At 46.2% G+C, this 16,244-nt stretch carries 15 protein-coding genes and 1 pseudogene; 8 read left to right on the top strand and 8 right to left on the bottom strand.

The features are described 5' to 3' along the window. The first annotated feature begins 143 nt into the window (after positions 1–143). From H8K32_RS05425 to H8K32_RS05440, 4 genes and pseudogenes are all read left to right on the top strand, one after another. Positions 144–1,121 (top strand): helix-turn-helix transcriptional regulator, encoded by a 978-nt coding sequence (locus tag H8K32_RS05425; protein ID WP_186911457.1) that lies wholly within the window; start codon positions 144–146, stop codon positions 1,119–1,121. A gap of 27 nt (positions 1,122–1,148) precedes the next feature. Beyond that, positions 1,149–1,538 carry a DUF2384 domain-containing protein gene (locus H8K32_RS05430; RefSeq protein ID WP_186911458.1) on the top strand — a complete coding sequence of 130 codons (390 nt, stop codon included), beginning with the start codon at positions 1,149–1,151 and terminating at the stop codon, positions 1,536–1,538. Positions 1,539–1,558: 20 nt separating this feature from the next. Beyond that, a complete protein-coding gene (locus tag H8K32_RS05435) occupies positions 1,559–1,753 on the top strand; it encodes a hypothetical protein (RefSeq protein ID WP_186911459.1) in 195 nt (64 codons plus the stop codon). A gap of 77 nt (positions 1,754–1,830) precedes the next feature. After that, positions 1,831–2,259: pseudogene (locus H8K32_RS05440) on the top strand (molybdopterin-binding protein); the annotation flags it as partial. 52 nt (positions 2,260–2,311) lie between these two features. Here the strand turns inward: H8K32_RS05440 and H8K32_RS05445 are convergent. The 6 genes from H8K32_RS05445 to H8K32_RS05470 all read right to left on the bottom strand — a co-directional run bounded on the left by H8K32_RS05445 (position 2,312) and on the right by H8K32_RS05470 (position 10,852). Then, the gene (locus H8K32_RS05445; RefSeq protein WP_186911460.1) at positions 2,312–3,484 is read right to left on the bottom strand and encodes a CmpA/NrtA family ABC transporter substrate-binding protein; all 1,173 of its coding nucleotides are present in this window, start codon (positions 3,482–3,484) and stop codon (positions 2,312–2,314) included. Positions 3,485–3,495: 11 nt separating this feature from the next. Then, positions 3,496–4,071, bottom strand: a complete 576-nt coding sequence (locus H8K32_RS05450; RefSeq protein WP_222613019.1) for an ANTAR domain-containing response regulator — start codon at positions 4,069–4,071, stop codon at positions 3,496–3,498. 94 nt (positions 4,072–4,165) lie between these two features. Next, complete coding sequence (locus tag H8K32_RS05455) at positions 4,166–6,850, bottom strand: nitrate reductase (RefSeq protein ID WP_390312106.1); 2,685 nt, start codon at positions 6,848–6,850, stop codon at positions 4,166–4,168. Between the two features lie 13 nt (positions 6,851–6,863). Continuing rightward, positions 6,864–7,184 (bottom strand): nitrite reductase small subunit NirD, encoded by a 321-nt coding sequence (gene nirD, locus H8K32_RS05460; protein WP_186911488.1) that lies wholly within the window; start codon positions 7,182–7,184, stop codon positions 6,864–6,866. A gap of 16 nt (positions 7,185–7,200) precedes the next feature. Next, a complete protein-coding gene (gene nirB / locus H8K32_RS05465) occupies positions 7,201–9,633 on the bottom strand; it encodes a nitrite reductase large subunit NirB (protein ID WP_186911461.1) in 2,433 nt (810 codons plus the stop codon). Positions 9,634–9,649: 16 nt separating this feature from the next. Beyond that, entirely contained in the window at positions 9,650–10,852 is a 1,203-nt protein-coding gene (locus H8K32_RS05470) for a nitrate/nitrite transporter (RefSeq protein ID WP_186911462.1), read from the bottom strand. Here H8K32_RS05470 and H8K32_RS05475 point away from each other — a divergent pair. The 4 genes from H8K32_RS05475 to H8K32_RS05495 all read left to right on the top strand — a co-directional run bounded on the left by H8K32_RS05475 (position 10,851) and on the right by H8K32_RS05495 (position 14,736). Next, a complete protein-coding gene (locus tag H8K32_RS05475) occupies positions 10,851–11,006 on the top strand; it encodes a hypothetical protein (protein WP_186911463.1) in 156 nt (51 codons plus the stop codon). The genes H8K32_RS05470 and H8K32_RS05475 overlap by 2 nt on opposite strands. 706 nt (positions 11,007–11,712) lie before the next feature. After that, a complete protein-coding gene (locus tag H8K32_RS05485; protein ID WP_186911465.1) occupies positions 11,713–12,114 on the top strand; it encodes a response regulator in 402 nt (133 codons plus the stop codon). A 128-nt stretch (positions 12,115–12,242) separates the two neighbouring features. Continuing rightward, positions 12,243–14,276 carry a methyl-accepting chemotaxis protein gene (locus H8K32_RS05490; RefSeq protein ID WP_186911466.1) on the top strand — a complete coding sequence of 678 codons (2,034 nt, stop codon included), beginning with the start codon at positions 12,243–12,245 and terminating at the stop codon, positions 14,274–14,276. 106 nt (positions 14,277–14,382) lie between these two features. Next, positions 14,383–14,736 (top strand): CZB domain-containing protein, encoded by a 354-nt coding sequence (locus tag H8K32_RS05495; protein ID WP_186911467.1) that lies wholly within the window; start codon positions 14,383–14,385, stop codon positions 14,734–14,736. Positions 14,737–14,886: 150 nt separating this feature from the next. On the opposite strand, the gene H8K32_RS05500 is transcribed toward H8K32_RS05495, so the two are convergent. Continuing rightward, entirely contained in the window at positions 14,887–15,804 is a 918-nt protein-coding gene (locus tag H8K32_RS05500) for a sensor domain-containing diguanylate cyclase (RefSeq protein ID WP_343067927.1), read from the bottom strand. A gap of 60 nt (positions 15,805–15,864) precedes the next feature. After that, positions 15,865–16,244 (bottom strand): IS66 family transposase (locus H8K32_RS05505; RefSeq protein ID WP_186911469.1); only part of this gene is annotated, 380 nt, incomplete at its 5' end.

Consider the following 16,244-nt stretch of genomic DNA (forward strand, 5'->3'; position numbering starts at 1 on the left):
TGGTTCAAAAGAAATGTCTCGCACCTTTAAATTTTTTGCGCTAACTGATTGAGAAATTCAATTCTATTGCTACACTGGCTCACCTAATGAGCGAGTTCATAGGCATACTATTGACAACCTCTTTTCGAAAGAGAAAGTTTCAGATGAATAGTACAGAACGCCTCCACAAGATCCACCACATGCTGACTCAAAGGCATATGGTCACAACAGAGCAATTCGTCAACGAACTGCAGGTATCGGTTTCCACGATCAAGCGCGACTTAACTTTCTTAAGGGATAGATTAAATGCACCTGTAAAGTTTGATTACGAATTGGGTGGTTATTGCTTCGAGAAAATTCAGCACGTCGGACCAAAATATGAAATGCCTGGTCTCTGGTTCAATGATAGCGAATTGCACGCACTCGTCACTATGCAAAAACTATTGAGTGAGTTACAGCCAGGATTGCTCTCACCTTACTTGGATCCATTACAGGCAAAACTGCAGGCCATATTGTGTTCAATGAAAGACTCGCCGGAAGAAATATCCAATCGGATCTTAATTTTGGCACCGAATAAACGCGAATTACCTTTAGAAAACTTCGAAGTCGTAGCAACAGCCGTTGTTCGACGCCGCCGCCTGAAAATTGTTCATTTCAATCGAGGCACTCAAACAAAGACAGAGCGGATCATCTCTCCCCAACAACTGGTCTACTACAGAGATAATTGGTACCTAGACTCTTGGTGCCATCTACGCAAAGCCATTCGCAGTTTCGCCGTAGATGCGATTGTCTCTGCAGAACTTATGCCGGACAAGGCAAAGGATGTTTCACTCAAGAAGTTACGCGAAGAACTAAGCGAAGGGTATGGAATCTTCAGCGGTAAGCCATTGCAATGGGCTAAATTGCGCATTACCAATGTAGCGGCAGAATGGGCATCGAAACGAATCTGGCACTCCAATCAAAAATCAACCGTTGATGCGGATGGTTCTCTTCTTTTGGAAGTTCCATATACCGATGATAGAGAGCTAATCCAAGACATATCAGCTTGGCTACCTCATGTTGAAGTGATCTTGCCAAATTCACTACGCGCGAAGCTGTCTGAGATTCTAAAAGCCTCTCTAGACAAAAATTCAGCTAAGTAAAAAAATAAATAACCCAATAGAGTCTATATGCAAGAAATCGCTCAAACAAGACATGCCTTAGATTCGATGACGCAAGTTGGTCTTCGCGCATTCTCCGAGATCGCTGACCTTTGGACACTAACTCCAGAGCAGAAGGCGATGATTCTTGGTAGGCAAAGTGGCAGCAGATTAGCTGATCAGAGCGAATCGGAATCCTCTGAGCGTCACTTAACAGAAGTGATTATTCGCATCAGCTATGTTTTAGGAATATACAAACAATTAAATATCCTGCTGCCTATCCCAGCGCATGCAGATGCTTGGATCAGGAAGCCAAACTCAGAAAAACTATTCAATGGTGCCAGTGCGCTCGATTTCGTACTCAAAGATCCTGAACATCATCTCCCCTTACTTCTTGCGTATCTTAAAAACGTAACCTAAGACTATTGAAAGAGTAAAACATGAATACTGATATCGAGCCTCCCATTAAAAACTATGAATCAATCGCTTCGGACTTCCCTAAGCTTAATCATCTGGGGGCTGTTCCCGGATCTCGAATGAAATTGCTGATTGTTGAGTTTGAGGATAAGTACTACACACCAGAAGATACACCACCTGAGAGGTTTGCAATTTGGCTCACGAGACAATCTACATGAACTGATTTAGCCCTTAGAATGGGTTGTAAGCCCAAACTGGCGGAATTTGTCCAATTCACTGAATCACAGGCCAAGCTGAGGTGGCATTCTGGTCTATCGCCGTGCGTCCCGGAAGACCCATGGCGTTCGGAAAAATTAATTCTAATGGTAAGAGCGCCTATTTATTCGGATTGCCTGGCAATCCGGTTGCAGTGATGGTGAGTTTCTATTTCTTCGTCAAACAAGCACTGTTGCAGATGCAAGGGGCGGAACATGCTCGACCGCTGATGTTGAAGGCGAGCAGCAAACATGCGATCAAAAAGCGCGCTGGTCGAACTGAGTATCAACGCGGCATCGCAGAAATGAATTCAGAAGGTGAACTGGAAGTCAGCATTACCGGATCGCAAGGTTCCGGAATACTACGCTCGATGTCGGAGGCTAACTGTATGATTGTATTAGACCACGATCAGGAGCAAGTGACGGCTGGTGATAAAGTGGCGATAGTGCTGTTTGAAGGATTAATCTAGTTTTCGTCAATGCCAGAGCAGCTTCAAAGATGAAATGCATGAAAAGTGTTTGTTAGTTGGAGGCCTTTATTTTGAAATGTTCGGAATAGGCAAGCGCGTTTGAGCCGTCCCAGATCTGACCATCAATTAATTGACTTGCGGTCGCTTCTGGTGGCGTCGAAACGAGATTTAGCTGTCGTGCAGCGTTCGCATAGTGAGTGGTTTGACAAACCTGATTCACTATGTGGTTCCATTCATTGGTTGATTTTAGTAAACCCCAGCGATAAAACTGACTGAGAAACCACAGGCCGTCTGTTGGCAAAGGATAGTTTGATCTGCCATCGGTAAAGAAGCTGACTGGTGATCTTAGCGGTATTGCATTTTGTTCGCCACTATCGATAGCATGCGTGATAAGACGTGAATGAATTAAGTCAGCTGAAAGCTTGAGATATTCCGGCTTTGCTAACCAGGTACTCAGTTGTATCTTGTTCTCAGCATTTTCTATCCATTGGCACGATTCCAGAATTGTACGAATTAATGCTTGAGCTGTATTTGGATAGAGCGCCGCAAACTCACGACGGCAAGCGAGCGCTTTTTCTGGATGATTGTGCCAAATCTGGCTGCTGCTCACGATTGTTCGTCCGCATCTATTGTGTTCTGCAACAGCGTGCCATGGTTCCCCGGCACAAAACCCATCCAGCTCACCTTGCGCAAGGGCGTCTGGCATTTGTGATGGTGGAATCACGATGCTCTCAATATCGGTAAGAGGGTGGACATCATTTGCCGCCAGCCAATAGTTGAGCCACATTGCGTGCGTTCCTGTCGGAAAAGTTTGTGCAAAGACAGCTTTTCGGCCGATTGAACTCAAGGCATTTTTTAACGACTGACCACGTTGTAGCAGTTCGGCTAATCGATTGGATACCGTGATTGCCTGTCCATTTCGATTTAAGGTCATTAATATCGCCATGTCGGCTTGCGGGCCACCTAATCCGATTTGTACACCGTAGACCAAGCCGTACAGAGTTTGCGCAGCGTCCAGTTCACCTGACAGTAATTTGTCACGAATCGCAGCCCATGATGGTTGTTTGCAAAGTTCCAACGTTAACCCATGATGGTTGTCAAAACCCATTTGCTTAGCGACGATGAAGGGTGCGCTGTCTATCAGTGCGACATAACCAATGCGTAAATGCGGGCGTTCTGGTGGCACAATTGGTGCTGAATATTGCGTAGAAGTGAATGAGGTCATGTAAGGTTCTCTTAAGTCAACAAGTCAGCCATGGCAATAATCTGGCGCGCGATTTCTGCAATTTTCAGTCCTTGCTTCATGGATTGATTGCGCAGCGTTTCGTAAGCCTCTGCTTCGCTCATTTTCCTTTTATCCATCAATAGACCTTTAGCCCGATCAATGACTTTGCGGTCAGCGAGTTCATTTTCGACGCTTGCTAAACGTTGTCGTAATTTTGACTCTGCCGCAAAACGTGCCAGTGCAACCGTTAAGATGGGTGCCAGTCGTTCTGGCGCCAGTCCATCCACCACATAGGTAGTCACGCCGGCACCGACGGCAGCACTGATCAGATGTTGATCGGCATCGTGGCTGAACATCACCACAGGACGCGGCGCCGCATCATACATGAGCGCCAGTTGCTCCAGCGTGTCGCGTGACGGTGACTCGGTGTCGACGATCACGATATCCGGCTTTTGTAGTTTGACGGCTTCTGATAACGCCCGTGAAGTCGCAACCAAAGGCAGCACTTCATAGCCGCTCTCTGTGAGCGCCTGACAAAGTTCACCAATAGGCTTATCGGTATCGTTGATGAGAAGAACGCGCAGCATGAAATGTGTCGATTGATGTCAATAAGTAATGAATCAGTAAAATACCGGATCCTGATGCACTGAATCAGCGATGTGACATTGACCTAAGCATAGTTCATGCCACATTTAATTTGGTGAACATTTGTTTTATCTCCGGCAGGCAAGAACCACAAACACTGCCGCACCCTAAGGTTACTTTCAGTTGGGTTAATGTCGCCCCTTGGGCAATCGCATTTTCTATACGTGAACCTTTCACTTGCATACACTGACAGACAGTTCGGTCTGTCTGTTGGCCTGATGTCTGGCGTGAAAAAATTGCCAGCCGTGAACCTTGCCAGGGCATATTTTGGCGAACATGATTCAATGCAAAATCTGCGCTTTTGATATCACCAGAAAATACAAAACCTGCGAGACGCCCGTTTGTCCATGTCGCACGCTTGGCGATATTGCGCTGCTCATCACGATATTCGAGCGTGTCCGGTCCAACAGAAAAATCTAATACATCAAACACCCGTTCCAGCCATCCTGACGGAGGGACAAGGTCGGCTGCATGGAGTATCAATACATCAGACTCGATGGTGATAGAGGCATACGCACATTCCCTCAATAATGGCTGTACCCGGGATTGCATGTTAAGTATATCGCCACGTCGGGCTGCCATCATTCGCCAAGGTAGCTCTGCTGCTTCAATGCGTACTGCAGCATGCTTTAATTCTGGCTGGAATGAACGATGATCTACTTTGCCAGCAATCACTTCATTGATACCGCCGCTATTCAAATATTGGCCATTCCAGTGCATTGCCGCGAACACCGTTCCTGATTTAACTTCGTCGGATAATCGCAAAGGTAAGGTCATTTTCGCTTGCTTATTGCTGATGGTAACGAGTTGATCTGCCTTGAATCCCCGGCGTTCTGCGTCCTTGGGGTGCATGGTCAATGCAGGTTGCGGTTCGTGAGAAAAGGCCTTGGCGACGCGGCCACTGCGGCTCATTCCATGCCATTGATCGCGCAGTCGCCCAGTGATTAAGTGAAAGGGAAAGCGTGCATTGGTGACTTCTGCCACCGCTTGATATTTGGTGATATGAAATTGCGCACGGCGATTGTCGGTATGAAATAAGCCATCGACATAACGACGCGCCTGTCCCGTTTCTTGTCCGGCTTTGAACGGCCATTGTTGTGGTCCTTGCTTATCTAAAACCGCATAACTCAAACCACCAATATCCAGATCGCGACCGATAGTGAGCTTGCGGTGTTCATTAAATATGGATTCAGGTGAGGTAAATGGAAAAAGATCGGGTAAATCGGGTTGCAGTTGCGCTTGCATTCGACGCGCGACGTTATTTGCTATCCACCAATCGGGTTTAGCGTCACCAGGCGGTGAAATTGCCTGGCGCACTAAGGAAATGCGTCGCTCTGAATTAGTGACTGTTCCCGTTTTTTCTGCCCAACTACTGGCAGGCAAAACAACATCGGCAAAAGGCATGGTATCGGTTTGCATAAAGGCTTCTTGCACGACGACAAATTCAGCATGCTGTAGTGCTTGACGAATTTTTTCTGCATCCGGCATGGAGTGCACAGGATTGGTGCAAACTATCCATACTGCTTTAACTTTACCCTCCAAGATTGCATCAAACATCGCCACAGCAGGCAAGCCTGGTTTATCGGACAGTTGCTCAACATCCCATAGTGCCTCGACTTCTGCACGATGGCCGGGATTGCTGATTTCGCGGTGTGCTGCCAGCATTGTCGCCATGCCGCCGACTTCGCGTCCTCCCATGGCATTCGGTTGGCCTGTCAACGAAAATGGGCCTGCACCTGGCCGGCCAATTTGACCAGTTGCTAAATGCAAATTAATCAAGGCGATGTTTTTGTCTGTGCCATGGCTTGACTGATTCAAACCCATGCAATACAGCGACAATGAGGCAGGGGAGGCGGCAAACCACTCCGCTGCCTGAATCAGGTCTTTTTCGGTGATGCCACAGATTTCTGCTGCAATGCGTGGCGTGTATTCCCGTACCAGATTTTTAACTGCAGCAAATCCATCCGTACTGCGATCGATGAAGCCGGTATCAATTCTGGCTTCCCAGATTAAATGGTGCAACATGCCATTGAAGAGGGCGACATCCGTGCCAGGCTCGATTGCCAGATGCAGGTCCGCCATGGCTGCCGTATCGGTGCGGCGCGGATCGATGACGATCCATTTGATATCCGGATTTTTTTCACGTGCTGCCTCCAGCCGACGGAACAAAACCGGATGGGCGTACGCCATATTGCTACCTGCGAACAGCACCGTTTTCGCATGCTCTACATCCTCATAACATCCGGGCGGTGCATCTGCGCCAAATGCCATTTTGTATGCAGTGACGGCGCTGGACATGCACAAGCGGGAATTGGTGTCGATATTATTAGTGCCGATCAACCCTTTGGCGAGTTTGTTAAAGACGTAATAATCTTCGGTGAGCAATTGTCCTGAAACATAAAATGCCACGGCATCAGGGCCATGCAGACGCGCAATGTCAGCAAAGCGTTGAGCCACCGTTTCCAGCGCCGATTCCCAGTCCACTTGGCGGCGCGGTGAATGACGATCCAGACGTATTTCGGGATACAGGGCACGTCCGACGTCACTAGCTACTGTTAATGGTAGTGACAAGCCTTTACTGCACAACCGTCCAAAATTTGCAGGATGAGCGGGGTCACCTTGAATTCCAATGACGCGGTCACCTTCCGATTCGATGAGGACGCCGCATCCAACGCCGCAATAGCAGCAGGTTGATTTTGTAATGGTAGGCATTGTGGTCATGTCACTGTTCCAGCTAGGTTAATGCAAGAAAAACATGGCCTGATTCGACTTTGACAGGAAAGTGTCGGGCGCACCCGACATCGGGCGCCTTGGCTTCGCCCGAGCTCAAATCGATTTGCCAGCTGTGCAACGGACAAGTCACCGATTGTCCATGAACGATTCCCTGAGAAAGTGGACCTGCTTTATGAGGGCAGCGATCAAGCAATGCAAAAACGGTGTCATCAGCGGTACGGAACACAGCAATATTTCCGCTGGCGCGTTCAATCAGACGAGAACCTAGTAATGGGATATCGTCGACCTGACAGATGTTGATCCATGTATCTTCGATGGTCATGTCCATTTTTATTTCCTTAAGCGATGACTTTTAACGGAATGAATTCATGTCGTTGTGCGCCTTTAATTCTGGCTGTCCAAGGATCTGGTAATCCTTCCAAGGAATAAAGTAACCGCTCATGCAACGCTTTTCTTTGGGCATGATCGTTCACGATTTTTGCTTTGATATAGTCGAGGCCGACGCGGGCAATATAATGCACTGTGCGGTCAAGGTAGTAGGCTTCCTCACGGTATAGCTGCAGAAATGCGCCGGAATATTCTTTGACCTCGTCCGGTGTTTTTACTTTGACTAAAAACTGCGCGACTTCAGTTTTGATACCGCCGTTCCCGCCCACATACAATTCCCAGCCGCTATCAACCGCAATCACACCGACATCCTTAATGCCCGCTTCTGCACAATTGCGAGGGCAACCAGAGACCGCCAGTTTGACTTTGTGCGGCGACCACATATTGGCAAGCATCGTTTCCAGATCAATGCCCATCTGGGTACTGTTCTGGGTTCCGAAGCGACAGAATTCGCTGCCAACACAGGTCTTTACGGTACGGATAGATTTGCCGTAAGCGTGGCCCGAATTCATCCCCAGATCAGACCACACGTTGATCAGGTCTTCTTTTTTTACACCGAGCAAATCTATTCGCTGACCGCCAGTGACTTTCACCATTGGAATCTGATATTTATCCGTCACATCTGCGATACGGCGTAATTCTGAAGCGTTGGTAACCCCGCCTTTCATTTGTGGGATGACTGAAAACGTGCCATCTTTTTGAATGTTGGCATGGGCACGTTCGTTGATGAAACGACTTTGTGGATCATCAATGGCTTCATGTGGCCAGGTCGACAGCAAATAGTAATTGATGGCGGGGCGGCAAGTCGCGCAGCCATTTGGCGTGCGCCATTCCAGAAAATCGTAGGTACTGCTGTGTGTCAGCAATTTATGCTCGCGAATGGCTTTGCGCACTTCGCTATGGTTACGGTCTGTACAGCCGCAGATTGCTTTGGTTTTTGGCGTTTCCTGAAAGTTACTACCAACCGTGTTCAATAAAATCTGTTCGACGAGTCCCGTACAAGAGCCGCAAGAGCTGGCAGCCTTGGTGTGTTTTTTGACGTCATCCAAGGTGAACAAACCTTTGTCTTTAATGGCTTTAACAATATTACCTTTGCAGACGCCATTGCACCCACAGACCTCGTCCGTGTCTTGCATTTGATTCGCGCGACTTTGCCCCTGGACGCCGACGTCGCCGACGTTGGATTCACCAAACATGATGTGATCACGTAATTCGCCGAGTTTGCGACCTTCTTTGAGCAGCTTAAAATACCAGCCGCCATCGGTGGTGTCGCCATATAAACAAGCGCCAATTAATTGATCATCTTTGATAATCAATTTTTTATAAATACCACTGGCTGGGTCGGATAAGACGATTTCTTCGCTACCTTCTTTTCCCATGAAATCACCTGCAGAAAAGAGGTCAATGCCAGTGACTTTTAACTTCGTTGACAACACTGAACCTAAATAGCGACCGATGCCCATTTGTGCAAGATGGTTGGCGCATACTTTAGCTTGCTCAAACAAGGGCGCAACTAAGCCATAGGCAATGCCGCGATGACTGACACATTCACCCACTGCATAAATCCGCGGATCATAAGTTTGCAGTGCGTCACTCACGACAATACCGCGATGACAGTAAATGCCAGCAGCTTCTGCCAGCGTGGTGTTTGGTCGTATCCCGACTGCCATGACGACCAGATCAGCCGGTATTGTTGTGCCACTTTTAAAGCGCACAGCGCTCACTTTACCTTCGGCGTCGCCAATGATTTCTTCGGTTGCTTCTCCCATTAAAAATTCGAGGCCACGCTCTTGCAATGATTGTTGCAGTAATTTACCAGCTGTTTTGTCGAGTTGACGTTCCAGTAGCCATTCAGCCAGATGCACGACGGTCACATTCATACCGCGTAATCGAAGGCCATTTGCTGCCTCTAATCCCAGTAAGCCACCACCAATGACGACGGCGTGCTTTTTGATGCGCGCTGTTTCTATCATGGTTTCTGTATCGTGGATGTCGCGATAACTAATCACACCATCCAGGTTTTTACCGGGTATTGGAAGGATGAAGGGGGTTGATCCTGTCGCGAGTAACAAGCGATCATAAGGTGTGCAGCTTCCATCTTCTGCAATCACTTGACGTTTGATGCGATCGATTTTTGAAATCGCACACCCCATACGCAAATCAATCCCAGCTTCCTCGTACCAGGAAACAGGATTGAGTACGATATCTTTAAAAGCCTGTTCTCCTGCCAGAACGGGAGACAACAGGATGCGGTTGTAGTTGGGATGCGGTTCATTGCCGAACACGGTAATGTCATACATATCCGGTGCGATGGCGAGCAGTTCTTCCACGGTCCGGATGCCCGCCATGCCATTACCAACGACGACTAATTTGAGTTTTTTCATGATCATCTCCGCATGATCAGACGCGAACCATAGCGGCTGACCAACTTGCACGCCAGCGTTCTTTGACGCCACTTAAGCTGACCCAGCCTAAAGCCGCAAGGAATGAGAATAACCAAAGACCGACGGAATAATCTCCCGTTGCTTGTTTAATCGCACCGAGACTTGCCGCAAGCACAAAGCCACCAATGCCGCCTGCCATGCCAATCAATCCGGTCATGACTGCAATTTCTTTACTGAAGCGTTGTGGCACCAGCTGAAAGACCGCACCATTGCCGGCACCAAGGCACAACATCGCCATAATGAAGAGTATCAATGCGCCCAACGAACCGCCCAAATGGAAACCGGCTGTTGCGATCAATACTGAAGTGCTGGCAAATACAACCAATAGCGATTTTGTGCCGCCGATACGGTCAGCCAAAACGCCACCTAATGGACGCATGACGGATCCAGCAAAAACGCACGCTGCGGTTGCCCATCCTGCGGTTTTGGGATCGAACCCAAATTGATCATGGAAATAGCCGGGAAGGGCGCTGGCAAAGCCGGAAAATCCACCAAACGTCAGCGAGTAAAAAAACATAAACCACCATGCGTCAGAGTCTTTCAACATACGGAGGTAGTCACTCACGTTTTTCTTCATAAAATCACCTGGCGCATCTTTTGCAAAACGGCTATAGGTGATCAACAAAAGTACCAATGGAATACAGGCGACGCCGAAGACATTTTGCCAACCGAAAGCAGTTGCCAGTACTGGCGCAAACAAAGCCGCCAATACAGTGCCTGAATTGCCTGCACCGGCAATTCCCATTGCTGTGCCTTGGTGTTGTGGTGGGTACCAGCGTGAGGCGAGCGGTAATGCCACGGCGAACGAGGCACCAGCAACCCCCAAAAAAACGCCCAGCAACAGTATTTCCGCAAAGCTGTGAATACCGAATTGCCAGGCAGCGATCAATGCCGCAATTACAACAACTTGTCCGATGAGCCCGGCACGTTTAGTGCCGACACGGTCTGCCAGAAAGCCCATAAAAACACGTAAGATCGCACCAGCCAGGATCGGTGTTGCCACCATGAAGCCGCGAGCCTGGGTGGATAATTCCAGCGATTTAGCAATTTGCACTTGCATAGGGCCAAGCAGGTACCAGACCATGAAGCTGAGGTCAAAATACAAGAATGAACAAAATAATGTCGGCGTGTGGCCGGAGCGCCAAAAATTACGATCCATGAGAATCTCCTTGCTGAAGCAGCGCATCACAATTAAAGACGCACTGCGCGAACCAATAAAAAATGGCATCCGCTCGTACTTTTTATACGAGGGGACGCCATTGTCCTTGTCGCACGCTGTCGCCGTTGACATCGCACCTTGCATTCTGGATTAACACTTCGTCGTGCTAACGGCTGTTGCGATGCAATATGTGTGCCATATATGCGAAATTAGGGTTACTCAGGATAATAGCGAAAGCCGATTGTCAATGGACCTTAAAATTTGCACAAGTAGAGTGCGAAAATCTTTCTACGCACTGAAATGGGCTCAATTCTTACTCTGCTGTTACTCGCAAAACTATTCTTTAAGCCAAGTTGATCGAGATATTCGTACGTGTTGCCATCGTAACTGGATTTGTGGAAGTCGACGAGCAATCCACATTGTTATTGTTCCGCGATTTCGAGCATTCGCTGGAAATCACAGAAATAGCCAAGTACATCGATATTCCGTTGCTCGTTATGAGAACAACGTGGACGAAAAACTCCAATGATGGAAAAATTTGATCGTCAAGCTGTTTGAATGACTGCCCGTGTGAAGTTGTTGTAAACAGCATCTATTACTTAGGCGTCAGTTGGCATTAACGCTTTATTCGCTTGTCCTGTCTTATTGCAACCAGCCGATAACTTAATATATATGTGTTGAATTTCAAACAGGCAAATCTACAGATATAGAATTTCAATTGATGAGGAGATCAAAAATTAACTTGTTGCTTTAAATGGACAAAAATAATGTCACATTTGATGCGGAATCTCAAAATCACTTAAACTAAGAGTAGAAACTTCTTCTAGTGAACGGATAATTTACTCGATGGATACGTGATAATGGGTACAGAGCGAAGTAACAGAATAAAGAGAGCGTTAAATGTTCTCGTCGTCGATGATGATTATTTTCTGCAACGAACTTTAGTGCTCTATCTCAATAGCTTTGGACATTCAGGCATCGTTGTAGAGAACGGTCAAAAGGCATTAGCCTGCTTATTTGAGAGGAATTTCGACGTCATTCTTCTTGATGTGACTATGCCAGTCATGGATGGTCTTGAGGTGTTATCTGCTATTCGTAGCAAAGAAAAATTAACTAAAAAACATCAACTCATCATCATGGTGACTGGCTATGCAGAGGCTGGTGATATCGACAAGCTCAAAAAGGCCGGAGCCGATGGGTACATCACCAAACCCATTAATCCCGCTCAGTTAGAAAGTGAACTTGAGCGCCTCATTGTTTAAAAAATAAAATCAAATGAAACAATCTTTTGTAGAAATAGTCTTCTATCAAATTTAATATTGCCTAGCGCTAATTGCATCAAACTTGTAACTATTGCCTTATTTGAAATGTCTTATAAAGGAAGTTGAAAATGTCTGATGCAACTAAGCTTACCGTTGTTCGCAGAGTTAGCCCTGAAATGCAGGAGTTTTTGGCGGCGCCCAAAAGTGAACCTGTCCATAAAGACGCATTCCATGCACATGGACTCTGGACTCTGGGTGTCGTTTTAATGCGTAATCTGAGGTTCAAATCAAAAGCATTTTTGATTAGCATGATGTTCATTATTCCAATGTTAATTCTGACATGGATGTATTTTTCTAATGTTCTTGAAAATATTCGTTTCTCGGAAAAAGAGCGTATAGGTATTGAATATACTCGTCAGATTTTTCCGGTCATCAACTTGGCACAACAGGTTCGCAGGGACTCTGTCGTCGCAGCCGTATCGGGAACCGCACCCGCAACGCTGCCGTCCCTATCTGAAAAACTGCGTCAAGAACAACAAAAATTAGACGAAATTCAAAAACGCTATGGCAAAGACCTTGGCGTAGAAAAATCGTACGCCAGCTTACAGGATGCTTTATCCAAGATCCCCTCAGCAACCCCAGCGGACGTATTCAAACTTCATACTGCTTACGTTCAATCCTTGATTAATTTAATGGGGCAGGTTAAAGATGGCTCTAATTTGACTTTAGACCCCGAAATCGTCAGCTTCAATTTAATGAATGCGGCTTTCGGACGAGCACCCGATATTATTGAGAGTTCAGCAAAAGTTCGCGGGATTGGGGGAGCTGTTCTCAAAGCTGCCAGTATTACGAAAGAACAGCAAAATACCGTGAGCGGTTTAATTACTATCGTCGAATTTCAAGGTAATGGCATGATTTCTGATCTTGCAAAAGTGAGCGAGAACGACAGCAAGATTGGAGAAAAAATCAACGCTAAACAAGTTCTCGATGATACACAGACATTTTTTGCGTTAGCAAGAAAGAGCGTTATTGACAACCAAGACTATGCCCCAGAGACACAAGCAGCTTTTGTTGCGGCAGCGAATAAAACCATAGAAAGTCAATACGGACTTGCTGACAGAATGATTAATGAGCTAGACCACCTACTTGCTGATCGCGTATCGGCAATGAAGCAACGACTCTATTTTGTATCGACGATGTTAATTGTTTTTTTTCTTGCTGCACTTTATGGCTTCTATACTTTTTATCTTGTGACTAGTGGTGGATTAAAACTAATCAGCTTGCATTTAAAAAAAATGAGTGAAGGTGATTTGCGCAAAGCACCCGCTCTACCATGGGGTAAGGATGAACCAGCACAGGTCATTCACGATGTTCGTCACACCTATGACGCATTGCATGGATTAATTAAAACCGTTCGTCATTCAGCACGCGCATTACATGCCACCAGCAGTGAAATCTCCGCGGCAAGTCTGGATTTGTCTTCACGGGCAGAATCGGCAGCAGCCTCCCTTGAAGAGCAATCAGCAACGATTGAAGAGATTAGTTCTATTGTAAGTAATAATGCGGAGCAAGCTAGTTTTGCTGCTAACTTTGCGACGGACAATGCCAAGGTAGCAGAACAAGGAGGGGCAGTAATTTCAACAGTAGTTAGTACTATGCAAGATATTCGTGCGTCGTCGTCTAAAATTAACGAAATCATAGGCGTAATCAATGGGATTGCGTTTCAAACGAATATCCTTGCGTTAAACGCCGCAGTGGAAGCAGCACGGGCGGGTGAACAAGGGCGCGGCTTTGCTGTGGTTGCCAGTGAAGTACGAAATTTAGCGCAACGAAGTGCTGCCGCAGCAGATGAAATCAAAGTCTTAATTTCTAGTAGTGTTGAGCAAATTACGACAGGAACTAAAGTGGTGGAACAAGCTGGTACGACAATGGAGACGATGGTGAATAATGCACGTCAGATCAGCATATCCCTGAGTGAGATTTCGGCTGCAACGAAAGAGCAGTCACTTGGACTTAACCAAATTACCAGCGCTATTCAAGAATTAGACGAAAACACACAAAGTAATGCCGCTTTGGTTGAGGAAACCAGTGCTGCCGCGAGCGCTTTAACAGATCAAGCCAGCAAATTACAACTTGAGATTGCTAGTTTTAGAGTTGCTTAAACAAGAGCAATACAGATGCTATTGAAAGCAGTTTTGCAATCTATTTATACTGAAAAAATAGTTGGATAATGTGTATATTAATTTTGACCAATACAAGGAGAACAGTATGGACTTAAATAATGCAATTGCAAAACATTCTGAGTGGAAAACAAAACTACGTTCAGCAATCACCAGAAAAGAGACTTTGGATGCGTCAACTATTTCTAAAGATAATTGTTGTGATTTGGGTAAATGGCTTCATGGTGAGGCTAAGTCGAGTTTTGGTCATTTGGCAGCACACAGTGATTGCGTTAAAAAGCATGCTGAATTTCATGTCCAGGCTGGTAAAGTAGCATCTGCGATCAATGAAAAAAAATATACAGAGGCCGAAGCCATGATTGAAGCGGGAACCCCTTACACAAAAGCGTCCAGTGCGATTGGTGTCGCCATTTTGCATTTAAAAAAAGAAGCCGGAATTTAATTTTTTGCGCATTCGGTACAGAAGGTGTATCGAATGCGTTTCGGCATCACGATTGATGGAAGTTTTAAAAAAATGGATTTAATTTAATAATAACGTTGGTTTGAACAGAGCTCGCATACCGTTAAAACACATAGGATATTTTTAAAATTTTTACACCCTCCGCTTTAACTTTAGACGGTTTGTAATTTTATCTCTGTACATTGCATGATCTGCTTCTTGCATCATATCTTCGATACTAAAGTGTTTGCTCTGGTCGAAAACAGTTACGCCATAAGAAAACCCTATCGTGTATGGTAACGAAACATTGATACAATGATCATGTAGTGTTTTTTTAAAGCGAAGAATCATCTCATCGATATCAGATTTTTGGGTATTGGTTAGCAGTGCTACAAATTCATCGCCACCAAGCCTGGCCAAGATATCTGAGCTACGGAATGAACTCCGCATTTGATCGGCAAAAATCATTAATGCTTTGTCTCCTTCAGCATGTCCGTAGGTATCATTGATCTCCTTGAATTTATTAAGATCAAAAAATACAAGTCCAGTTGGGAACAACTGACGCTTGCATATTTCAAGGCTATATTTGGATAAAATGATAAAACCGCGTCGATTTGATATCCGCGTCATATCATCGATTAATGATAATTTGATCGTGATCAATTCACGTTCAACGATGCCCGCCAGATCAATTAACATCTCAATGTCTTCTTGTGGAAATGTGCGAGGAACGGTATCGATAATACAGAGCGTTCCCAACGCATCACCATAATGCGTACGTAAGGGATGACCGGCATAGAATCGGATATACGGTGTGCTGGTCACGAGTGGGTTATCAAAGAAACGCTCATCATGCTTTGTATCATGGATGACTAAGGTATTTTGCTCAAGGATTGCGTGCGCGCAAAACGATACCTGACGATCCGTTTCTTTGACGTTGAGGCCATCGCACGATTTAAACCACTGGCGGTTTTCATCGACCAGACTGACTAGGGCAATCGGTACGTTAAATATGCGTTTTGCCATTCTTGTGATGCGATCAAAACGCTCCTCTGGTCCCGTATCGAGGATTTCTAATCCGTAAGCACCCGGTCAACACAGGTTGACCGATCCTTAGATTGATGATCGGATTTATTGAGCAGGCTTCCAGTTGTGCGGAAGTAGTTCGCTGATGCGGCTGAATGGTTGCAATGGTAGCCTTTCCAATACGTCCTTCATATATCTGTAAGGATCGTGACCGTTGAGCCGTGCTGAATGAATCAGACTCATGATCGCCGCAGCACGTTTGCCTGCACGCAGGCTACCGGCGAACATCCAATTCTTTCGCCCCAGTGCAACGGGACGAATCTGGTTCTCAACCCAATTGTTATCGATCGGCACCCGTGGATCGTTAAGGTAATGTGTCAACGCCGACCAGCGATTCAAACTGTATTCGATTGCCTTGAAGGTAGCACCACCACCAGGGACTCGCTGACGTTGAACCAGTAACCATTGATGCAAGGCGTCTACAA

Source organism: Cognatundibacterium jejuense (genome assembly GCF_014284255.1).
GTDB classification, from domain to species: Bacteria; Pseudomonadota; Gammaproteobacteria; order Burkholderiales; family Burkholderiaceae_D; genus Undibacterium; species Undibacterium jejuense.